The sequence below is a fragment of the Flavivirga eckloniae genome (assembly GCF_002886045.1).
Lineage (GTDB): Bacteria > Bacteroidota > Bacteroidia > Flavobacteriales > Flavobacteriaceae > Flavivirga > Flavivirga eckloniae.
The window spans coordinates 4986054-5007950 of record NZ_CP025791.1; the positions used below are offsets into that span (position 1 = coordinate 4986054).

Annotated in this window: 19 protein-coding genes; 18 read left to right on the forward strand and 1 reads right to left on the reverse strand. The window is 34.8% G+C overall.

The window, feature by feature from the left end; genetic code table 11:
- Positions 1-28: 28 nt before the first annotated feature.
- The 5 genes from C1H87_RS20540 (at position 29) to C1H87_RS20560 (ending at position 7911) form a co-directional block, all read left to right on the forward strand.
- On the forward strand, positions 29-2215 hold the full coding sequence (locus C1H87_RS20540; protein ID WP_102757612.1) for a glutamine synthetase III family protein: 2187 nt from the start codon (positions 29-31) through the stop codon (positions 2213-2215).
- A gap of 24 nt (positions 2216-2239) precedes the next feature.
- Positions 2240-2692, forward strand: a complete 453-nt coding sequence (locus C1H87_RS20545) for a hypothetical protein (RefSeq protein ID WP_102757613.1) — start codon at positions 2240-2242, stop codon at positions 2690-2692.
- A 263-nt stretch (positions 2693-2955) separates the two neighbouring features.
- Complete coding sequence (locus C1H87_RS20550) at positions 2956-4134, forward strand: AIR synthase related protein (RefSeq protein ID WP_102757614.1); 1179 nt, start codon at positions 2956-2958, stop codon at positions 4132-4134.
- Between the two features lie 77 nt (positions 4135-4211).
- The gene (locus tag C1H87_RS20555; protein WP_102757615.1) at positions 4212-5171 is read left to right on the forward strand and encodes a DUF3078 domain-containing protein; all 960 of its coding nucleotides are present in this window, start codon (positions 4212-4214) and stop codon (positions 5169-5171) included.
- A 184-nt stretch (positions 5172-5355) separates the two neighbouring features.
- Positions 5356-7911 (forward strand): adenosylcobalamin-dependent ribonucleoside-diphosphate reductase, encoded by a 2556-nt coding sequence (locus tag C1H87_RS20560; RefSeq protein ID WP_102757616.1) that lies wholly within the window; start codon positions 5356-5358, stop codon positions 7909-7911.
- Positions 7912-8228: 317 nt separating this feature from the next.
- Here the strand turns inward: C1H87_RS20560 and C1H87_RS20565 are convergent, their stop codons facing one another.
- Positions 8229-8891, reverse strand: a complete 663-nt coding sequence (locus C1H87_RS20565) for an ATP-binding cassette domain-containing protein (RefSeq protein WP_102757617.1) — start codon at positions 8889-8891, stop codon at positions 8229-8231.
- 411 nt (positions 8892-9302) lie between these two features.
- Here C1H87_RS20565 and prfA point away from each other — a divergent pair, with 411 nt between their 5' ends.
- The 13 genes from prfA to C1H87_RS20635 all read left to right on the forward strand — a co-directional run bounded on the left by prfA (position 9303) and on the right by C1H87_RS20635 (position 21635).
- A complete protein-coding gene (prfA, locus tag C1H87_RS20575; RefSeq protein WP_102757619.1) occupies positions 9303-10379 on the forward strand; it encodes a peptide chain release factor 1 in 1077 nt (358 codons plus the stop codon).
- 122 nt (positions 10380-10501) lie between these two features.
- Positions 10502-11326 (forward strand): orotidine-5'-phosphate decarboxylase, encoded by an 825-nt coding sequence (pyrF, locus tag C1H87_RS20580; RefSeq protein ID WP_102757620.1) that lies wholly within the window; start codon positions 10502-10504, stop codon positions 11324-11326.
- A 70-nt stretch (positions 11327-11396) separates the two neighbouring features.
- On the forward strand, positions 11397-11747 hold the full coding sequence (locus tag C1H87_RS20585; RefSeq protein WP_102757621.1) for a DoxX family protein: 351 nt from the start codon (positions 11397-11399) through the stop codon (positions 11745-11747).
- Between the two features lie 336 nt (positions 11748-12083).
- Positions 12084-12719 (forward strand): LIC13197/LIC10919/LIC10469 family protein, encoded by a 636-nt coding sequence (locus C1H87_RS23480; protein ID WP_199769313.1) that lies wholly within the window; start codon positions 12084-12086, stop codon positions 12717-12719.
- Positions 12720-12932: 213 nt separating this feature from the next.
- Positions 12933-13349, forward strand: coding sequence for a hypothetical protein (locus C1H87_RS20595; protein ID WP_102757622.1), 417 nt, complete (start codon positions 12933-12935; stop codon positions 13347-13349).
- A gap of 186 nt (positions 13350-13535) precedes the next feature.
- On the forward strand, positions 13536-14624 hold the full coding sequence (locus tag C1H87_RS20600) for an ATP-grasp domain-containing protein (protein ID WP_102757623.1): 1089 nt from the start codon (positions 13536-13538) through the stop codon (positions 14622-14624).
- Complete coding sequence (locus tag C1H87_RS20605) at positions 14614-15726, forward strand: hypothetical protein (protein ID WP_102757624.1); 1113 nt, start codon at positions 14614-14616, stop codon at positions 15724-15726. The genes C1H87_RS20600 and C1H87_RS20605 overlap by 11 nt, the downstream gene beginning before the upstream one ends.
- Positions 15727-15746: 20 nt before the next feature.
- Positions 15747-16727, forward strand: a complete 981-nt coding sequence (locus C1H87_RS20610) for a Rieske 2Fe-2S domain-containing protein (protein WP_102757625.1) — start codon at positions 15747-15749, stop codon at positions 16725-16727.
- An 8-nt stretch (positions 16728-16735) separates the two neighbouring features.
- The gene (locus C1H87_RS20615) at positions 16736-17725 is read left to right on the forward strand and encodes an NAD-dependent epimerase/dehydratase family protein (RefSeq protein WP_102757626.1); all 990 of its coding nucleotides are present in this window, start codon (positions 16736-16738) and stop codon (positions 17723-17725) included.
- Entirely contained in the window at positions 17712-18557 is an 846-nt protein-coding gene (locus C1H87_RS20620; protein ID WP_102757627.1) for an MBL fold metallo-hydrolase, read from the forward strand. The genes C1H87_RS20615 and C1H87_RS20620 overlap by 14 nt, the downstream gene beginning before the upstream one ends.
- Complete coding sequence (locus C1H87_RS20625) at positions 18547-19830, forward strand: F390 synthetase-related protein (RefSeq protein ID WP_102757628.1); 1284 nt, start codon at positions 18547-18549, stop codon at positions 19828-19830. The genes C1H87_RS20620 and C1H87_RS20625 overlap by 11 nt, the downstream gene beginning before the upstream one ends.
- Positions 19811-20800, forward strand: a complete 990-nt coding sequence (locus tag C1H87_RS20630) for a 3-oxoacyl-ACP synthase III family protein (protein WP_102757629.1) — start codon at positions 19811-19813, stop codon at positions 20798-20800. Before C1H87_RS20625 ends, C1H87_RS20630 begins: the two co-directional genes overlap by 20 nt.
- 334 nt (positions 20801-21134) lie before the next feature.
- Entirely contained in the window at positions 21135-21635 is a 501-nt protein-coding gene (locus C1H87_RS20635; protein WP_102757630.1) for a YdeI/OmpD-associated family protein, read from the forward strand.
- Positions 21636-21897 lie beyond the last annotated feature (262 nt).

Sequence of the window (21897 nt, forward strand, 5' to 3'; positions counted from 1 at the left end):
ATTACGAACCTTAATTAATTATCTGAAAATGTCAACATTAAGATTTCATGCCATAAAAGAGTCCCTTAATTACAAAGCAGTTACCGTAGAAGAAAAGGAGCGTAGGTCAGAACTGTTTGGTAGACATGTATTTAATGAGAATACCATGCGCCAGTATTTAACAAAGGATGCTTTTAAGGGGGTTACAAATGCAATACAATACGGAAAGAAAATCGATAGAAGTATAGCAGATCAAGTAGCATCCTCTATGAAAGATTGGGCACTATCTAAAGGAGTAACGCATTATACACACTGGTTTCAGCCATTAACTGGAGCTACGGCAGAAAAGCATGATGCCTTTTTCGAAACTATCGGTGATGGTATTGGGATTGAAAAATTTGGAGGAGGTCAGTTAGTACAACAAGAACCAGATGCATCCAGTTTTCCTAGTGGAGGCATTAGAAATACTTTTGAAGCAAGAGGATATACAGCCTGGGATCCTACATCGCCGGCTTTTATATATGGTACGACCTTGTGTATTCCAACCATTTTCGTGGCATACACAGGTGAAGCATTGGATTATAAAACCCCTTTGTTAAGGGCATTGCACGCCGTAGATGATGCCGCTACGGCCATTTGCAAATATTTTGATAAAAATGTAAAGAAGGTATCATCCTCATTAGGTTGGGAACAAGAATACTTTTTGGTAGATAAAATGTTGGCGGCCAGTCGTCCGGATATATCCTTAACCGGAAGAACGCTGTTAGGGCATTCTCCGGCAAAAGGACAACAGTTGGACGATCATTACTTTGGATCCATTCCTAACAGGGCGCTTAACTTTATGCGAGAATTAGAAAAAGAATGTATGCTTTTAGGGATTCCTGTAAAAACCAGACATAACGAAGTAGCACCTAACCAGTTTGAGCTTGCTCCAATTTACGAAGAAGCGAATCTAGCTGTAGATCATAACTCGCTTTTAATGGATATTATGGGGCGTGTGGCATCACGTCATAATTTTAAAGTATTATTTCACGAAAAACCATTTAAAGGTATTAATGGTTCCGGTAAACACAATAACTGGTCTCTATCTACAGATACAGGCGTCAATCTGTTGAGTCCCGGAAAAACACCTATGAGCAACCTGCAATTCTTAACATTTTTTATAAATACCATTAAAGCAGTTCATAAAAACGAAGCCTTATTAAGAGCTACGGTGGCTTCTGCCAGTAACGATCATCGATTGGGGGCTAATGAGGCACCACCGGCCATAATGTCTGTATTTATAGGAGAGCAGTTAACTAAAGTTTTAGAAGAGTTGGAAGGGGTTACCAAAGGGAAGTTGTCCCCACAGGAAAAAACAGAACTTAAGCTAAATGTAGTTGGTAAAATACCAGATGTTTTATTGGATAATACCGATAGAAACAGAACATCGCCTTTTGCATTCACAGGTAATAAATTTGAGTTTAGGGCAGTAGGTTCCACAGCAAATTGTGGAAACCCTATGACTATTTTAAATACGATAGTAGCCAAGCAGTTAAAAGATTTTAAAGTTGAAGTTGATAAGTTAATCGATAAGAAAGATTTAAAGAAAGATGAAGCCATATTCAATGTACTAAGAGAGTATATTAAATCTACCAAACATATTTTATTTGAAGGCAATGGGTATGGAAAAGAATGGGAAGAAGAAGCAAAGAAAAGAGGTTTAAGCAATAATAAGGCTACACCAGAGGCTTTAAAAGCAAAAGTATCGAAAGAAACTATTGCATTATTTGAAGAAATGGAAGTAATGAGCAGGATTGAGACCGAAGCACGTTACGAGATCGAGGTAGAAGCTTATATTATGCATATTCAAATTGAAAGTCGCGTTTTAGGAGATATTGCTCGTAATCATATTGTGCCAACGGCAGTGAAGTATCAAAATATTTTAATTGAAAATGTAAAAGGTCTAAAAGAAATATTTGATAAAAAGTTTAGTTCCGTTTCAAAAGAACAAATCAATTTAATTGAAGAAATTTCTGGACATATTGAGGGTATTAATGTGAATGTTATAAAAATGATAAATGAACGCAAAAAAGCGAATGCTCTTGACGATATAGAAAAGAAAGCAAATGCCTATTGCAATAATGTAAAACCTATATTTGATGATATTCGTTACCATTGTGATAAATTGGAATTGTTGGTAGATGATGAAATTTGGCCGTTAACAAAATATCGAGAATTATTATTTACACGATAACTACAAACAATTAAAGTTTTACAAATGAATAATTGGCATCCTGAACTAATTCCTATAATGAGAGAAGAAGACTATCACACGCATTATTTAGGAGAAACGGAAAATGGAAATCTATTTTTTGGTTACGAAACTTTTGTGTTTTCTAATGGGGTTCCTGGCGCAGATTGGGAAAATAATAGATTTGAATATGCTTTAGTTTATCTTTTTGATAAAAACGGAAATCACCTTGAGACAAAGCATAAACTGGCAGGGAAAACGAGTGAAATATCGATAGGGAAAACGAGTAAATTATTAAATGAATTATTGGTTGATCTTGGTAGACTTCAATTTAAGGATATTAAAGTAAAGCCTTTTAAATCAATTATTGACGGAATTGAATTTGGACTGATACCTAATGAAAAATGTGAGATGATTGAATTGCAACCAAGCTCCACAATTGCATTTGGAGAACCTTGGAATGGAGAATATGATACCTGAAAAAGGTTAAAAACATCATCTGTAGCTTATAGTGTATAATGTCATTAAAGATTTGCTATTCTATGCCGCTTCTTTAGTAAAATCCATAATATGTTCATCCTGTTCCGCTCAGAACTCATTTCAGTTAAAAAAAGGGATATAAAATAAGAGATTTTTATCTTAACAAGTTTTCAGCATGGAATTAAAAAGAAACACATCTCATACAGATATTAAATGTGATTAATTTTAAAATATTCCTTTACTTTGCACCACAATAAAATATTATGGGTCAAGAAGTTTCTAAACGCTACGCACAACGCGGGGTTTCCGCGTCAAAGGAGGATGTACACAACGCTATAAAGAATATAGATAAAGGATTATTTCCAAAAGCATTTTGTAAAATAGTACCAGATTATTTAACAAACGATAATGATTATTGTTTGATTATGCATGCAGATGGAGCTGGAACAAAATCATCTTTAGCTTATATGTATTGGAAAGAAACCGGAGATCTTTCGGTTTGGAAAGGTATTGCCCAAGATGCTTTAATAATGAACATTGATGATTTATTATGTGTTGGTGCAACCGATAATATTATGTTGTCTTCAACCATTGGTAGAAATAAAAATTTAATTCCGGGCGAAGTACTTTCTGCAATCATTAATGGTACGGAAGAATTACTCGAAGATTTAAAATCGTTTGGGGTAACCATTCATTCAACGGGAGGTGAAACTGCAGATGTTGGAGATTTAGTAAGAACGATTATTGTAGATTCTACGGTAACGGCAAGAATGAAGCGAGAGGATGTTATAGACAATGCGAATATAAAAGCTGGAGATGTTATAGTTGGCTTAGAGTCTTTTGGACAAGCAACTTACGAAAAGTCGTATAACGGCGGTATGGGAAGTAATGGTTTAACATCAGCTCGACACGATGTTTTTAGTAAATATCTGGCAGAAAAATATCCAGAAAGTTTTGATGCATCGGTACCAGAAGAATTAGTGTATTCAGGAGGCGTTAAATTGACAGATGATGTTAAAGAATCTCCTATAGATGCAGGTAAATTGGTGTTATCTCCAACAAGAACTTATGCGCCGATTATTAAAAAAATATTATCAGAATTTAGTAGCGAAGATATTCATGGTATGGTTCACTGTAGCGGAGGAGCTCAGACCAAAATTTTACATTTTGTAGATGAGTTTCATATCGTAAAAGATAATATGTTTCCAATTCCGCCATTGTTTAAACTTATTCAAGAGCAATCCAAAACAGATTGGAAAGAAATGTATCAGGTGTTTAATTGCGGTCACAGAATGGAACTGTATGTAAGTCCGGAAGTTGCCGAAAACATTATAGCCATTTCTAAATCTTTTAATGTTAATGCTAAAATTATAGGTAGGGTAGAACCTTCAAAAACAAAAAAACTTACAATAAAATCTGAGTTTGGGGAGTTTAGTTACTAAATTCTATCTTTACAAAAAAAATGGAACGATTGTTGATAAAGGAATTTTGTTTGTATAATTAACTGTAATTAAGCACCATGAAAAGAGTTCTAGTCATCTTTCTATGTTTTTGTTTTCAACTTATTACCGCACAACCAGATTCGCTTTTTTTCAAAAAAAAAGTTGAGAAAAGAATAGGACCGGAATGGGTTCAAAAAAATAAAGCTAAAGTAGATTTAAGTCAAGTTTCATTCACCAACTGGAATTCTGGGGGTAGTAATTCTATATCGGGGCTTTTAGGGTTTACATCTTCTGCGAATTATAGAGATAAATATTTTTCTTGGAGAAATGGAGTGTCGGTACGTTATGGGATAAATAAGCAAGAATCCAGAGAATTAAGAAAAACCGATGATTTGTTCGAAATCAACTCAGATATAGGATATAAGCCTGATGAGTCGTCCAACTGGTTTTATTCTGCCAAGCTTAATTTTAGAACACAGCTTACCAACGGTTATAAATACCCAGATAAAGAAGTGCCAATTTCTAGGTTATTAGCACCAGGTTATTTGTTCTTTGGTGGAGGAATGGAATATGGGAAAGACATTGAAGAATTGTCGTTTTATTTTTCGCCACTAACTTTAAAAGCGACTTTTGTTTTGGACGAAGACTTGGCTAATGCTGGTTCTTTTGGGGTTGCTCCAGCTGTATTAGATGTAGACGGCAATATTATTGAGCCAGGTGAAAGAGTAAGAAAAGAGGTCGGGATTCTAATGACCAATAGTTACGAAATGGAAGTAGCTAGTAATGTTAATATGAAACACAAAGTAAGTTTATATACAGATTATGTAAATAATTTTGGCAATGTGGACTTAGATTGGCAAATCGATTTTAACTTCAAAGTAAATAATTTTATAAGTGCAACTTTAGGATCTCACTTAAAGTACGACGACGATGTAAAAACAACCAGACCAACAGAGGTCGAAGGAGAGCTTGAAGAAGCCGGGGCTAAGGTGCAATGGAAGCAGATTTTTGGGGTTGGATTTGCTGTAGATTTTTAAAATACCTGCACCGTTCATCCTTGAAAAATTTGTTAACTTTTTATTGTTAATAAAATTATAAATAATTAAAAATCAGATATTTAACTGTTTTTAGTTGTGAACTTTATGATTTTTGTCATGTTTTTGGTTGCTCATTTTTAGCTATATTTACAGCTAATTAATAATCCAAAACCGCAACTTACTAATGAATCACAATGTGACAAAAGCTTCACCAAAAACTTACACCCAAGACCAAGCCTTTAATGCAACATTAAAGTATTTTAAAAATGACGATTTAGCAGCTCGCGTATGGCTCAATAAATATGCGCTAAAAGACTCTCAAGGAAATATTTATGAATTAACCCCCAACGACATGCATCTACGAATTGCTAACGAGCTGGCAAGAGTAGAGAAAAAGTATGCGAATCCGTTATCGGCAGACGATATTTTTAATTTAATTAAGGATTTTAAATATATCGTTCCTCAAGGAAGCCCAATGGCAGGAATAGGAAATCCGTTTCAAATAGCGTCGCTTTCCAACTGTTTTGTAATAGGTAATGACGGGAATTCAGATTCTTACGGAGGCATCATGAAAATCGATCAAGAGCAAGTACAGCTCATGAAACGTAGGGGAGGTGTTGGTCATGATTTGTCACATATTCGCCCAAAAGGTTCCATGGTTAAAAATTCAGCGTTAACCTCTACGGGTATTGTTCCTTTTATGGAGCGTTACTCAAACTCAACCAGAGAAGTCGCACAAGATGGTAGGCGCGGTGCGTTAATGTTATCGGTATCGATTAACCATCCGGACTCAGAAGACTTTATCGATGCTAAATTAGAGCAGGGTAAAGTTACCGGGGCTAATGTATCGGTTAGAATTGACGATGATTTTATGCGAGCGGTTAAAGGAGATACAGATTATACCCAGAAATATCCAATATTTAGTGATAACCCTAAAGTATCGAAAACAGTAAAGGCTAACGATTTATGGAAAAAAATTGTACATAATGCCTGGAAATCGGCAGAACCCGGAATCTTGTTTTGGGATACCATTATAAATGAATCTGTTCCAGATTGTTATGCCGATTTAGGATATAAAACAGTTTCGACAAACCCATGCGGGGAGATTCCGTTATGTCCTTACGATTCTTGTAGATTGTTGGCAATTAATTTATTTTCTTATGTAGATAAGCCATTTACTAAAGAAGCTTCGTTCAACTTCCCGTTGTTTAAAAAGCATATTGTAGCGGCGCAACGTATCATGGACGATATTATTGATTTAGAGCTGGAAAAAATAGATGTTATTTTACAGAAGATTGATGAAGACCCTGAGATAGATGAAGTTAAAGCTACAGAACGCACTTTATGGATTAACATAAAGCGAAAAGCAGAAGAAGGACGTAGGACTGGTATTGGAATTACAGCAGAAGGTGATATGTTGGCTGCATTAGGTATCCAGTATGGTAGTGAAGAAGGGAATGCTTTTTCGTTGGAAGTACATAAAACCATTGCAATTGAAACATATAGAGCGTCTGTGCATTTGGCAAAAGAACGCGGGCCTTTTGCTATTTTTGATGCTGAGCTTGAAAAGAACAACCCGTTTATACAGCGTTTAAAAGAAGCAGATAGCAAATTGTACTATGAAATGTTGGAATACGGTAGACGAAACATCGCTTTGCTTACTATAGCCCCAACGGGTACAACAAGTTTAATGACCCAAACTACATCTGGGATCGAACCAGTGTTTTTACCTGTTTATAAGCGTAGAAGAAAAGTAAATCCTAATGATAAAGATGTGCGTGTGGATTTTGTTGATGAAGTTGGTGATTCATGGGAAGAATACGTAGTTTTCCATCACAGATTTAAACAATGGATGGAAGTAAATGGTATAGATAGTTCTAAAAATTTCTCACAGGAAGAGCTAGACGATTTGGTAAAACAATCACCATATTATAAAGCAACTTCGAATGATGTAGATTGGTTAAGCAAAGTGAGCATGCAGGGTGCTATTCAGAAGTGGGTAGATCACTCCATAAGCGTAACGATTAATTTACCTAACGACGTTTCTGAAGATTTAGTTGGAGACTTATACTTAAAAGCTTGGGAAGCAGGATGTAAAGGTGTTACGGTTTATAGAGATGGTTCCCGTTCTGGTGTATTGATTTCCAACGACGATAAAAAAGAGGAAAAATGTAAAGACTCGTTAACCTCGTTCCCGGTAAAACGTCCGCAAGTATTACAAGCAGATGTAGTGCGTTTTCAGAATAATAAAGAAAAATGGATTGCCTTTATTGGTATTATAGACGATAAGCCTTATGAGATTTTTACAGGTTTAACAGATGATGAAGACGGTATTTTAATTCCTCGTTGGGTAAATAGCGGATTGATAATTAAAAGTAGAACAGATAAAGGAGCGTCTCGTTACGATTTTCAGTATGAAAATAAAAGAGGCTATAAAACGACTATAGAAGGACTTTCTCATAAGTTTAATCCTGAATATTGGAACTATGCCAAACTTATTTCCAGTACACTAAGACACGGTATGCCTATCGATAATATTGTAGATTTAATTAATAGTTTACAGTTAGATAGCGAATCGATTAACACGTGGAAAAACGGTGTGGGGCGTGCCTTAAAGCGTTACGTGGCAGATGGCACTCAAGCTAAAGGGCAAACCTGCGATTCCTGTAAATCGGATAAATTAATATACCAAGAAGGCTGCTTGACTTGTAAGGATTGCGGGTCTTCGAAATGTGGTTAATATTAAAAATACGTAACTAAAATTATCGCATCGAGTGTAATCGGGAACTTTTTAAATAAGACATCTCGACTGCACTCGATGTGACATTTTAATTCAATAATTAACGAATTCGATTTAAAAACAGTCTAATTTTAACGATAAATACACTAAAAAATGTTACTTGTTGCCTTGAGTACTTCGGCTATGCTCAGCATAAACTAAAGTCGAAAGGTCATTAAAATCTATAAATTTAAATAGGTTACGGCTGTGTTCTTGATACCTGAATTAAATTTCTGATATTCAATGTGATAATGTTGCAGTTACGTCGAATTCGTTAATTAACCTAAAGTACCCATACTTAAGTATTTGTAATCTTCAAGATCTGTTAAGTTGTCAATTAGTTTTGTGCAACCATTTTTTAGAAGATAAATAGAGTCCGAAGACGAGATAATATGCTCGTACATATGATCTGTAATGATGATGGCTTTTTTCTGTTTTTCTTCCTCGATAAGAGCTTTTATTTTTTCAATATATAAAGGAGCGACATGGGAAAAAGGTTCATCTAAAAATACGATGCCCCTTTGGCATTTTAGAATTAAGTAGATTTCTATAATTCTACGTTCTCCACCAGATAGCCTGTTGAAATAAAAGTTTTTGTAAAGGGCAAAAGTTTCAAACTTTTTAATAAACATATCCCAATCTACCCCGAAAAGATTAAAAGCAGTCTTGATTTTCATCCTGTTCGGAATAAAGTGGTGTTGAGGCAAATAGCTAGCCAATTTGGTTTTATATAGAGGCTTTAAAATGGGGGTGCTATTAATTCGTATCAATTTATATTTAGCGCTTAAATTACCAAAAGCAATATTTAGTAAGCAGCTTTTTCCGCAGCCATTGCTTCCCAAAATACCAGTAATCTTTCCTGTTTCAGCTTTTAGGTAAACCCCATTTAAAATGGTTTTGTTGTCGAAATAAAGTTCAATATTATCAATTTCCAGAATCATATAAATTCCTTAAGAATTAATAGAAACGGAATGCTTAAAAATAAATCAATAATAAACGATAATGCAAATAATTTAAAAGAGGAGATTCCCAGGTTTTTATGAAATATTAATTTTTGCTTGGAATTAGCTACATCCATAAAGAACCACGTCCATATAAAAACAACTAAAAAAAGTTTAGCGATAAGAATAGGAATGATATTGTATTTTAAAAATGAAAAAACAATATTAAAACCAAAAGACCAAAAAACAAAAGGTCTGTAAAAAACGAATATGGAAAACAATTGATTCATGAATATATGATTAGAAACGCTGAAAGTTGAATATTATTCTAACCTAATGACTAATAGATAAATATATTCCTGCCGAAAATTCATAAATTATCGTATTTTTGATTCCCAATTAAAAAGGTAGATGTTAGAGAAATTACAAATAGTAAAACAGCGTTTTGACGAGGTTAGCGATTTAATTATTCAACCCGATATTATTTCAGATCAAAAGCGTTATGTAGAGCTTAATAGAGAATATAAGGACTTGCGAATTCTTATGGATAAGCGAGACTCGTATATAGAACTTACAGATAATTTAAAAGAAGCCGAATCTATTATTGCAGACGGTAGTGATGCCGAAATGGTTGAAATGGCTAAAATGCAGTATGAAGAATCTAAAGAAGGAATTCCTAAATTAGAAGAAGAAATAAGAGTACTACTTATACCAAAAGATCCAGAAGATGCTAAAAATGCTGTAGTAGAGCTACGTGCAGGAACTGGTGGTGATGAGGCGAGTATTTTTGCAGGAGATTTATTTAGAATGTACACGAAGTACTGCGAAAGCAGAGGTTGGCGTGTAGATACCGTAGATTTTAGTGAAGGAACCAATGGCGGTTTTAAAGAAATTCAGTTTGAAGTTAGCGGTGAAGATGTTTATGGCACCTTAAAATTTGAAGCAGGTGTACACCGTGTACAGCGTGTGCCACAAACCGAAACTCAAGGACGTGTACATACCAGTGCAGCTACCGTTATGGTATTTCCAGAAGCAGAAGAGTTTGATGTAGAGATAGACCCAAAAGATGTAAGAATAGATTTTTTCTGTTCGTCAGGACCAGGAGGGCAATCTGTAAATACCACTTATTCGGCAGTGCGTTTAACACACATTCCAACCGGCTTGGTGGCACAATGTCAAGACCAGAAATCGCAGCATAAAAATAAAGAGAAAGCCTTTAAGGTATTACGTTCCCGTTTATACGATCTAGAACTAGCAAAAAAGCAGGAAGAAGATGCTGCAAAACGTGGTAGTATGGTATCGTCGGGAGATAGAAGTGCAAAAATTAGGACCTATAACTATCCACAAGGGCGTGTAACCGATCATAGAATAGGCTTAACACTTTACGATTTAAGTAATATTGTAAATGGGGATATTCAAAAGATAATAGACGAATTAATGTTAGCCGAAAATACCGAGAAGTTAAAGGCTAGTGATGATGTGATATAAAGCCCTTTCTGACTCTTTCCCAAAGGGAAAGACACTCTGCTGAAAGCAAGAGTTTTACATTAGAACAATAAAGATATAACAGTAATACACAACAGTTTCCTCCTTTGGAGGATTAAGGAGGCATGACTACAAACCAACTCGTTCAGCAAATCAAAAAAAAGAAATCCTTTTTATGCATAGGATTAGATGTTGATTTAAATAAAATACCGCAACATCTTTTAGAAGAAGAAGACCCGATTTTTGCTTTCAATAAAGCAATTATAGATGCTACACATCATTTATGTGTGGCTTATAAACCAAATACAGCATTTTATGAAGCCTATGGTTTAAAAGGTTGGAAAGCTCTGGAGAAAACCATCAATTATTTAAATGAAAACCATCCGGATATTTTCACTATTGCTGATGCAAAACGAGGTGATATCGGTAATACAAGTACGATGTATGCCAAAGCCTTTTTTGAAGATTTAGCTTTCGATTCTGTTACCGTAGCGCCTTACATGGGTAAGGATTCCGTAGAACCTTTTTTAGCGTTCAAAAATAAACATACTATACTCTTGGCATTAACCTCCAATAAGGGGGCGTTTGATTTTCAAACAAAAACAGTTGATGGTAAAGAAGTGTACAAACAAGTTTTGGAAACTTCTAAAACCTGGGAGCATTCAGAGAACTTAATGTATGTTGTTGGTGCTACCAAAGCTGAATTTTTAGCAGACATTAGACAAATTATTCCTGACAGCTTTTTATTAGTTCCAGGTGTTGGCGCACAAGGAGGCAATTTACAAGATGTTTGTAAATATGGTATGAACAACCAAGTAGGTTTACTTATTAACTCTTCCCGTGGTATTATTTACGCATCAAAAGAAGATGACTTTGCTCAAGCAGCCGCTGCGAAAGCAAAAGAGCTTCAACAGGAAATGGAAGTAGAGTTGCATAGTCTATTGGTTTAGTTTTCTTTTTTCTATGCATGTTTTAGTATTGCTTAAAAAAAGAAACATGTAGTAAAAATGTCTTTATAATATGCATATAATTTATTGGATTTCAACCGTATTAATTTCTTGCTTTTTAGCACTAAGTTCGTACACATACTTTTTTAGTAAAAGTACTATCGAAGGAGTTCGGGCATTAGGATTTCCCGATTTTTTCAGAATCGAACTTGCTGTTTTAAAGTTGGTGGCAATTTTTGTTATACTGGTACCTTCTGTTCCTAATAATGTAAAAGAATGGGGCTATGCCGGTATCGGTTTATTTTTAATTACCGCATTAATTGCTCATATAGCACATAAAGACAGTATTTTTATTTCACTTCTTTTAGTTGTATTAATGGCTTTGTTAATAATTTCGAGATATACCATGTTTGCGGTTCGCTAAACTATTTCGAATAACTGAGCTCATTACCATAGTTTAAACCTCTTTAAATCTTCGTTGTAACAGGGTGATTTCTAAATTTCAAATTTGCACATAAATAGTAGCTTTTTTGTGATTTAATTACCAGTTTGCATACACAACTAATTGTGCCAGAAATACGCCGTATTACTTTACTTGTCTTCTTTTAGGAAACCCTTGGGTACAAACACGTGGTTGTGTATCAATAAATATCATAAATGACTCAAAATCGCAATACTTCAATAAACAATTTTCACTGAAAATGGGGTATTGTAGTTAATGCTTTAGGCCTATTTTTGACTTTAATTTTATGAAAACAATATGGACAAGTTTATAAAGAGATTAATAAAAAGGGAAGAAGGCATTAGAGATTGGTTAAAGGAAAAAAAGATTGATTCATTATTAAAAAAAGTAGATCAAATACTTGATGATTTACCAAGAAAAGATATTAAAAAAGAATATCAAGATGCAATTAAAAAAGCATTGGAGTATTGTGTGGAAAACGAAGAAATAAAGGCTCTCGATTTTCAATGGTATTACGGAGGTAGTGAAATTGGAGGTGCCCTGGCTTATGGGTTAGATGGTTGTAAAACTAAAGGAAAGTTATCCAAAACCGATCTTGGTCCAAAAGAGTTGCCAGGCATTGAGTTAGATCTAGAACATGGAGATTTAATCGATGAGTATTTTGCAGAAATACCTGTTAATTATGCTATTAATGCCATGGTTGAAAAGATTAGCCCTGTTTTTGAACAAGAAGAATGGTTTGGAGACTTGCTAGGAGATGTCGAAAGCGTTATAACCGATTATTTTCAAATTTGGAACTATAAAGTTGGTTACGAAGCTTGCGAACAGTTAAGAGAAAGTAGTGTCGTAGTAAAATTAAAAAGTAGAGGACCGTTTTGGGTTACTATGACTAGACATGAAAGATGGTCTGTCGCTATTATGTTGATAAACTAGTATAGATTCTTTTAAAAACCTATCTAAAAAAGAAGAAGTAGAATTGATGCAGTCGGAACACGATGGAGGTGATGAGTTTGATGTCACTTTTAGTCAATAAAATCTGTTTTAAAGAAGTTTGCGTATATGAATTAACATATGTTAATTATGTGGGGATAATTGACTTGCTAACTTAAAAAGACAATTAACTAAAAGCGTTTAAACATTAACATCATGAGACATTTTATTATTTTATTACTAGCTTTATCTTCATTATCATTTGTAACCACAAAAAGTGAAGCACCCTTTATAGGAACATGGAAAGGAGAAGACAGGGGGGAAGTAGCATACATCACTTTTGACCATGAAGGTTACGCCATATTAAGAATAGGAGGAGAAGTTCTTGGAGGAAAAGATTTTGTTTATAAAGAGAAAAAAGCTGAATTAAAATACAAAGTCATCCCAAACACAAAACCAATTCAACTAGACTTAATTATCTCTACAAATGAGCCTGTTAAGGAAAATAAAATGCTTTGCATTGCAGAATTTATGTCTGACGATACCATGAAATTTGCATCTAATTTTGGTTTAAATTCCAGACCCACCGAATTCAATATCAAGAATTCAATAGTTTTACTTCGAGAGAAATAATCACTTGTCGTAATGCATAAAATCAGGGCAATTCAATAACTTCTCGAAAGTTGTTCTCCGTTTTGAAAAGGCGTTGAATTTTTATAAGTTTAAAATATAAGAATGACACAGGATATAATAGGCATTTTTGCACTATATTACTTTGAATGTCCTGACCTAATAGTAGGTCTGTAAACGATAATTTATTTGAAAAACAAAAGCATACTTATATTAGGTGCCCGAGCTCCAATGACCCTTGTACTTGCCCGAAGTTTCAAAAAACATGGTATTCGGGTAATTTTAGCAGATTCTTTGGTTTTGCCCATAGGACGATGGACAAATGCGATAGCAAAATATAAACGATTGCCTTCAGCTCGATTTAACACACAAGCGTATATTGATGCTATTGCTCGATTAATTTCAGAACATAACATTACCGATCTTATTCCTTGTTGTGAAGAAGCTTTTTATATAGCTAAATACAAACATAAACTAGCTTGTAAGGTTTGGACAGATGATATCCAAAGTTTAAATCTTTTACATAATAAAGAAACTTTTACAGAAGCTTTTAAAGATTTGCTATCTGTACCAAAAACAATATCGGCAGACAAATTCAAGGATTGGGACGATAGCAATCATTATGTGTTCAAGCAAAAGTATTCAAGATTTGCCGGGAACATTTTTAATGGCGTTTTAATTACTAAAGATAGGCTTACCGATCCAAAAAAATGGATTGCACAAAAAAAGATACATGGAAAGGAAGTTTGTGTGTATTCTATTTGGGATAAAGGACAAATAAGAGGTATAGTTTGTTACGAACCAATTTATAGGGCAGGTAAAGGTGCTGGAATATTTTTTAAATGCATTGAAAACAAAACAGTAGAAGCACAAGTTCAAAAATTGGGAGAGCATTTAAATTACACCGGGCAATTAAGCTTTGACGTTATAATAGACAAAGTTGGGGCGTGGTTTATAGAATGTAATCCTCGCGGTATCAGTGGAGCTCATTTGTTAGATAATCAATTAGCGGCATGTTTTTTGGAAAACGGACTACAACCTCGTTTAGATAAACGAAACCATATGCTTTTAACTCTTATGCTATTAGGACACCCTTTTAAACTTTTAAAAAAAGAAGTGAGGCAAGCCAAAGATGCCGTATTTCGTTTTTACGATCCGCTTCCAGCCATGCTACAGTGGCTGAGTTTAATCGAAATAGCATATATTAAACTATCGAAAGGAGTAAGCTGGTTACAAGCTACAACCTATGATATTGAATGGAACGGAGATGAAAGTTAGATGGGCTAAACAAGAAGAGCTAACCGAAAAGGTTAGAGATTTCAGCAAGATGTTTCAAAGCGATTCGGAGCTGTTAATAGAAAATGTAAAAACGACATATCGAGTTTTGCGGGTAAATGACAACTTATTTTTCCCGGTAACGATTAATGATGAAGAATGGGATAATTCGTTTGTTTGTTCTCCGTACACAGCTTATGCCAATTATTCCAAGGATGAAATAAAGTGGAAAATAAAAAACAGAATAGTAAAAAAACTATTGCTAATTCTGTTAAATGTTATAGCAAAATGGCTTAGAAAAGGAGCGCTCAATAAAAACATTCATGTTAATAATTTTTTGCTTTCAACCAATCCGTTTCCAGAATGGGACGGAAGGGAAATTGAAGCGATTACTGCATTTATAGTATCGGAATATCCAGAACATGCCATTATTTTCAGGTCACTCAATATATACCAACACAGCAAACTAATTGATGTGTTAAAAGCAAGTAGCTATGATGCTATTGGAAGTAGACAGGTGTATATATTCGATCTTTCAAAAGAAGCCTGGTTAAAACATCGTAACAACAAGCACGACAATAGATTAATTAGGAAATCAGGACTTCGATTGATAGACCATGATAAAATGAAAGAATACCTTCCGCAGGCATTGGAATTGTATCGAAAACTATATTTGGTAAAATATTCAAAATTCAATCCCCAGTTTACACTTAAATATATTCAAGAATGTCACGAAAAAGAGTTGGTGAAATTTCAAGGTTATATAGATGAACACGATAGTTTAAAAGCCTTTTCGGGCGTGTTTACCATAGAAAATACCATAACGTCTCCATTAGTTGGGTACGATACCGATATGCCTCAAAAAGATGGACTTTACATTCATGCTGCACAATTAGCAATTCTTGAAAAATTCGAAACAGGACTGTTGCTTAATTTAAGTTCTGGAGCATCAGGATTTAAGCGTATGCGTGGCGGGCAGCCATCTATTGAATATTCTTTATTATATTTGAAACACTTACCACGTAAAAGACGCCTGCGTTGGCAAGCCCTAAAAGTTTTATCCAATAAAATAGGTGTACCTATTATTAAGAAATACAAACTCTAACTCTCATTAGTAAAGCACACATGGATAATCAGAATAATTGGTACCCGATCTCACTTATCGGTAAATTAAAAAAATCACCTCAAAGGTTGATTTTGCAGGGGTGTCCAATTGTGGTGTATAAGGGGAAATCGGGCTGGGTTGTACAAAAAGATAGCTGCCCGCATAGAAATTATCCCTTATCTGCCGGAAAAGTAATTAACAATGAATTACGCTGTAAATATCACGGTTGGCGTTTTGATGACAAAGGGTTTACTACAGAAATCCCCGGATTAAAATCACACTATAAAGGAAAATGTGCTGTACTTACCACTTATAGCTCGCATGAACATAATGGATTGTTATGGGTATGTCTTAAACCCGGTACACCTTTTCAGCTTGCAGCAAAACCATTGCCCGATCGTAAAATTTATTCGTATCGAACAACCATTAAAGGAGATACAGCCGATATTTTAGAGAATTTTTTAGATCCAATGCACACATCCTTTTTACACGATGGCCTTATTAGAAAGTCTACCAAAGTAAATAAAACCATTGCAGAAATAAGAGCAATTAAAAATGGTGTACAAGTAAAATATACCGAAGAGTCACACCAATCTGGTATAATAGGATCGGTTTTCGGTAGGTTTATAACGCATAGTTACGGTATTTTATCCAAAGGAAATATTATCGATTTGGAGTTTTATTCCAAAAAAGGATTAGAAATGACAAATCGATTTATAATAGTACCAACTAAACCAGGAGAGAATTACTTTTTCTCGCAAATTACCGCTAATAATAGATGGGTGCCATCTTGGTTAAAAATAGGCATGTTGACTCCATTTTTTTATATGGCTTTGCAACAAGATAAAAAAGCTGTAGAGCTTTTAAGCGCTAACAAAAAACAAGTAGAACTCGACCCGCTTCAAAGTACATATTTGGATATCATGCGACGGTATATAGACAGAATGTTAAACGGAGAAGCATTTAATGTAACAGAGAAAGATATCGAACTTTACTTATAATTAAACAAATGAAAGTACTACTTACAGGAGCAACAGGGTTTTTAGGATGGCGAACATTAGAAGTTCTCGCAGACGATCCGCGTATAAGTACAATAGTTGCAACCGGTAGAACTCTAAAGAACACACACCAAGTAAAGCACGAAAAAGTAACCTATATTTTAGGAGATTTAGAGAATATATCCTTTGTAAAAGAACTAGTAAAAGACGTAGATTATATTATACATGCAGCAGCATTGTCCTCACCTTGGGGTAAAAGGGAGTGGTTTGAAAAAGCCAATATACAGACCCAACAAAACCTAATAAAAGTAGCCCAAGAAAACAAGATTAAAAATTTTGTGTTCATTTCTACCCCCAGTATTTATTTTGAATTTAAGGATAAGTTCAATGTAAAAGAAGATGATACATTGCCAAAAACACTAATTAATGCATATGCCGAAACAAAAAGAAAGGCAGAAATAGTTTTGGCTAACTCTGGATTAACACATGTTATACTAAGACCCAGAGCTATTATAGGTCGTGGAGATACGGTTATAATGCCTCGATTAATCCGGGCGTTTGATGAAGGGCGTTTAAAAATTATTGGAAACGGAAAGAATATTGCCGATCTCACCTCGGTAGAAAATGTAGCAAACGCCATACTGTTAGCCCTAGTGGCAAAAGATAAAGCCCTTAATGAAACCTATAATATAACAAATGACGAACCAGTTGTCCTATGGGATGCCATTACAAATGTTTTAACCCAATTAGGCAAAAAGGCTCCAGAAAAAAAACTCCCATATAAACTGGTTAAAACCATAGCAACATTGCTCGAATTAAAGGCTAGTCTAACTAATAAGAAAGAACCGCCTTTAACAAAGTATGGCGTTGGCACATTGGCAAAATCGCTTACTATGGACATTTCTAAGGCAAAACAATTATTGGGTTATAATCCTAAAGTGACAACGCAAGAGGCTATAAACGAATTTGTAAATTGGTATCGATCAAATGGAAAGCAGTAAACTCTATTTAGGTTATGCCGGACATTGTTTGGCAAAAGAAAACGAAGCCATTCGAGGAGGGAGGAAACAGCTTATCGAATTTAAAGCACTTTGGGGGTTAATCGAACATCCAACCCAAGGCTTAATGCTTTTCGATACCGGGTATACCAAGCGGTTTTATAAAGCAACGTCATCTTTTCCCAATAAAATATATGCAAAAATCACGAAGGTGACCATAACTCCAGAAAGTGAGGTGAAAGCACAATTAATTGCTCATGGCATCCAGCCCGAAGCGATCAAGCATATTTTTATTTCGCACTTTCATGCCGATCATATTGCAGGGTTGCGGGACTTTCCGAATGCCACACTTCACGCTTCAAAGGACGCGTTAAAACAATTAAACAGCATTCCAAAAGCTTTGGGCTTTACCAAAGGCATACTAAAAGAACTACTTCCCGAGAATTACATGGAAAGAATCTCGGTGATTGAAACTAGTGTGAAAAGAAACATATCTGCATTGGGCGAGGTTTACGATTTATTTGGAGATGGCCATATAATAGCTGTTCCTTTGCCCGGTCATGCAGCAGGCCAAATGGGGTTACTGATTTCAACAAAAAAACAAACTTATTTTTTGGTAGCCGATGCTTGTTGGTTAAAAGAAACCTATAAAAAAGGAACACTGCCACATCCTATAGTTCGTATATTTTTCCATTCATGGAAAGACTTTAAAAATAGCCTGACACGCTTAAGAGCATATCACAAGGAAAACCCCGAAACCATTATTGTGCCGACTCATTGCTCTGAAACTACAGACGCTTTGGTGCATAAAAAAATAGACTTGGATGTACTTTAAAATTCAAATACTGTTCAATCTATTGTCACTTCGTATAAACAAGAGGCGCTATAAAAACAAGCTAAATCGGCTACAGGATAAGCGGTGGAAAAAATTAAATAAAACCTTATTAAAGTCGCCTTATTATTGGGAGAAAGCAAAAGAGCATATGTCTTTAGAAAAGTATCCGATAATTAATAAAGCCATTTTTATGGCAAACTTCGATAAAATCAATACTAAGGGAGTATCACTCGAGCAGGCTTTTAAAGTAGCTGTTAAAGCAGAAGAGTCGCGAGATTTTTCACCTTTAATAGATGGTGTAACCGTAGGCTTATCAACAGGAACAAGTGGCAATAGGGGTGTGTTTTTAGCAACAGAGGCAGAAAGGGCAAAATGGGTAGCTTGTGTATTAGATCGTGTTATTGGCTTTTCCTTAAAAAAACGTAGTGTCGCTTTCTTTTTAAGAGCGAATAGTAATCTTTATGATTCTGTAACATCAAAATCCCTAAAATTTGAGTTTTTCGATATTCTTGAAAGTATTAAGACCTATATCCCTAAACTAAACAAGTTGCAGCCTACAATTTTAGTAGCCCAACCTAGCGTTTTATTGGAATTGGCTGCTTGTGTAGAAACAGGAGAGCTATTAATAAAACCGACCAAAATAATTTCGGTGGCAGAAGTGCTGTATCATGAAGATGCCACTTTTCTGGAACAAGTTTTTAAGCAAACCATTCATCAAGTATACCAATGTACAGAAGGGATGTTGGCAACGACTTGCGGACACGGAACATTACATTTTAATGACGATTTTTTAATCATTGAGAAAAAATATCTCGATAAGGAGAAAACACGTTTTCATCCCATTATCACAGATTTATTAAGAACAACACAGCCTATAGTAAGATACGAGTTAAACGATATTATTCATGAAAAAACGAACTGTGCATGTGGAAGTCATTTTACAGCCATAGAGAAGATTGAAGGCAGGTCGGATGATGTGCTTAGGTTTACATCCCTAAAAGGAAAGGACATAAAAGTATATCCCGATTTTTTAAGGCGAGCAATTATATTGGCCGATCCGTCAATTAATGATTATACGCTGGTACAAAAGAATGAAAATACATTGGAATTATATGTAAGTAATACTAATGTATATGAATTGGCGGCTAAAGCTCTGAAAGATTATTTAGAGACCTTAGGAGTAAAAGATATTATAATAAAGAAGTCCCTTGTAAGGAATCATGTCAAAGGGAATAAATTAAGAAGAATACGGAATGATTGGAAAATCAATTAAAATAGAAGGAACAGGAATTTATTTGCCAGAAGCAAAATCCTCTGAAGCTATCGAAAAAATGCATGGTATTCCACTGGGCTGGAGTGAGAAATATTCTGGAGTAAAAAACAGGCATCATGTAACGCATGAAACTAATGGCTTTATGGGGGCCAGAGCAGCCGAACAGGCTTTGCAAAATACAGGTTTGACCTTGGAAGCTATTGATATGCTTATTTTTGCTGGTAGTTCATATGATTATCCTTTACCCAATCAAGCGAGCATCATCAAGCATGAATTAAAAGGAGCTTCGTTCGATTTTCCGGCTATTGATGTCGATAGTACTTGTTTAAGTTTTGTAACCGGTTTGGAAATGGCAGCGAGTATGTTAGATGGGGAAAACTATAAATGCATACTGCTTGTGTCTTCCGAAGTCGCATCAAGAGGGTTAGACCCATCAAATTGGGAAACAGCTACGTTGTTTGGTGATGGTGCAGCTGCAGCTATAATAACTCACGACCCTTCTGGAGAGTCAGTGGTGGTTAAAAGTCAACAGAAAACATATACAGAAGGGGTGTATCATGCCATAATTGAAGGTGGAGGAGCTGTTGATTATTTTAATGATGATACTATTAATCCTAAAGGACGTTTTTTTAAAATGCAGGGAAAAAAGCTATTGCGCTTGGCAAAGAAAAAAATTCCGGTTTTTGTAAAAGATTTTTTTAAAGACCTCCCAATTAAAATTGAAGATATAGACTTAATTATACCGCATCAAGCCTCATCAACAGGGCTTGAGATTTTTAAAAATATGTATGCTTTTAATGAATCCCAAGTTATAGATACTTTAGCTGAGAATGGTAACTGTATTGCAGCATCAATTCCATTAACCTTGCACGATGCTATCACCAAGAAAAAATTGAAAAGAGGACAAACCTGTTTGCTTATAGGTACGTCGGCAGGCTTTTCAATAGGAGCATTATTGTTTCAATATTAGTTTTATTAGTGAAACTCTATTTTAAAAAGTTGCGAAGCAAAGCATTCAAAATAGTAAGTAGAACTAATCCCGCTTCTTGTGCTGAACTCGTTTCAGTATCCAGTGGGATCTTAGGTTTAATACCTCGAAGCTAGCTTCAGAATTTATAAATAATATTTTCAATTGAATGCCTCGTGCGCTTGCTCCGAAGGTCATTAACTTCTTCTAGCAATTAATTATTTTAAAAAGGGAAGCACATTGTTTGTAATAACCTACTTTATACTTTTTATAGGCTATTAGATAACTACTTTTTTACTAATTTTAATTTTCGAATACATTAGAAAATAGATAAAGAATGAGTAAAGAAACGCCTTTGGTAAACTCAGAGTATTTGCTGCAAAAATTCCCTGGAAAGGGTGGTTGGACTTACGCGGCGATACCAGAAGTACTTCAAAATAAAAATAACCCATTTGGTTGGGTAAAAGTAAAAGGTTTTATTGATGACTTTGAATTGAAGCAATATAAATTAATGCCCATGGGTAATGGCAAATTGTTTTTACCTGTTAAAGCTGAAATTCGAAAAAAGATTAAAAAGAACCATGGCGATTATGTCAATGTCATTCTTTATTCTGATGATTCGCTACTTGAAATTCCGCAAGAAATTTTAGACTGTTTTGCAAACGAACCTAAAAAGACACATGAGACGTTCCTGAATTTTACAGAAGGCGAGCAAAAAGCATATTTAGATTGGATTTATGGGGCTAAAACAGATGAAACCAAAGCGAACAGAATTTTAAAAATGATGAATAGACTGGAGAGGAAATTAAAATTTCATGATAAGGAAGATAGAGAATAGTAAGGACTAATTCATGTCTTAACGAAAATGCAAAACCTTATAGCAGATATAAAGCGAACTATAGAGATTATCAAATAAACAAACCGGCATAAGAACATTACCTGTAATTCAAGAATAAGTATGGACGTATAGAGCCTCGTGTACCATAGTATATGATGGTCTCTTACCTCAATATTACTCTTGGACATTTAAGTAAAATCAGAAACAAATTGTCCAGAAAATAATTTCTTAATCTAGATTAAGAAATTTGTTTTAAAAAGCT

What these genes read in the sequence shown, in the direction of transcription:
- C1H87_RS20540 (WP_102757612.1), top strand. Translation starts at nt 29, where the DNA reads ATGTCAACATTAAGATTTCATGCCATAAAAGAGTCCCTTAATTACAAA.
- C1H87_RS20545 (WP_102757613.1), top strand. Translation starts at nt 2,240, where the DNA reads ATGAATAATTGGCATCCTGAACTAATTCCTATAATGAGAGAAGAAGAC.
- C1H87_RS20550 (WP_102757614.1), top strand. Translation starts at nt 2,956, where the DNA reads ATGGGTCAAGAAGTTTCTAAACGCTACGCACAACGCGGGGTTTCCGCG.
- C1H87_RS20555 (WP_102757615.1), top strand. Translation starts at nt 4,212, where the DNA reads ATGAAAAGAGTTCTAGTCATCTTTCTATGTTTTTGTTTTCAACTTATT.
- C1H87_RS20560 (WP_102757616.1), top strand. Translation starts at nt 5,356, where the DNA reads ATGAATCACAATGTGACAAAAGCTTCACCAAAAACTTACACCCAAGAC.
- C1H87_RS20565 (WP_102757617.1), bottom strand. Translation starts at nt 8,891, where the DNA reads ATGATTCTGGAAATTGATAATATTGAACTTTATTTCGACAACAAAACC.
- prfA (WP_102757619.1), top strand. Translation starts at nt 9,303, where the DNA reads ATGTTAGAGAAATTACAAATAGTAAAACAGCGTTTTGACGAGGTTAGC.
- pyrF (WP_102757620.1), top strand. Translation starts at nt 10,502, where the DNA reads ATGACTACAAACCAACTCGTTCAGCAAATCAAAAAAAAGAAATCCTTT.
- C1H87_RS20585 (WP_102757621.1), top strand. Translation starts at nt 11,397, where the DNA reads ATGCATATAATTTATTGGATTTCAACCGTATTAATTTCTTGCTTTTTA.
- C1H87_RS23480 (WP_199769313.1), top strand. Translation starts at nt 12,084, where the DNA reads ATGGACAAGTTTATAAAGAGATTAATAAAAAGGGAAGAAGGCATTAGA.
- C1H87_RS20595 (WP_102757622.1), top strand. Translation starts at nt 12,933, where the DNA reads ATGAGACATTTTATTATTTTATTACTAGCTTTATCTTCATTATCATTT.
- C1H87_RS20605 (WP_102757624.1), top strand. Translation starts at nt 14,614, where the DNA reads ATGAAAGTTAGATGGGCTAAACAAGAAGAGCTAACCGAAAAGGTTAGA.
- C1H87_RS20610 (WP_102757625.1), top strand. Translation starts at nt 15,747, where the DNA reads ATGGATAATCAGAATAATTGGTACCCGATCTCACTTATCGGTAAATTA.
- C1H87_RS20615 (WP_102757626.1), top strand. Translation starts at nt 16,736, where the DNA reads ATGAAAGTACTACTTACAGGAGCAACAGGGTTTTTAGGATGGCGAACA.
- C1H87_RS20620 (WP_102757627.1), top strand. Translation starts at nt 17,712, where the DNA reads ATGGAAAGCAGTAAACTCTATTTAGGTTATGCCGGACATTGTTTGGCA.
- C1H87_RS20625 (WP_102757628.1), top strand. Translation starts at nt 18,547, where the DNA reads ATGTACTTTAAAATTCAAATACTGTTCAATCTATTGTCACTTCGTATA.
- C1H87_RS20630 (WP_102757629.1), top strand. Translation starts at nt 19,811, where the DNA reads ATGATTGGAAAATCAATTAAAATAGAAGGAACAGGAATTTATTTGCCA.
- C1H87_RS20635 (WP_102757630.1), top strand. Translation starts at nt 21,135, where the DNA reads ATGAGTAAAGAAACGCCTTTGGTAAACTCAGAGTATTTGCTGCAAAAA.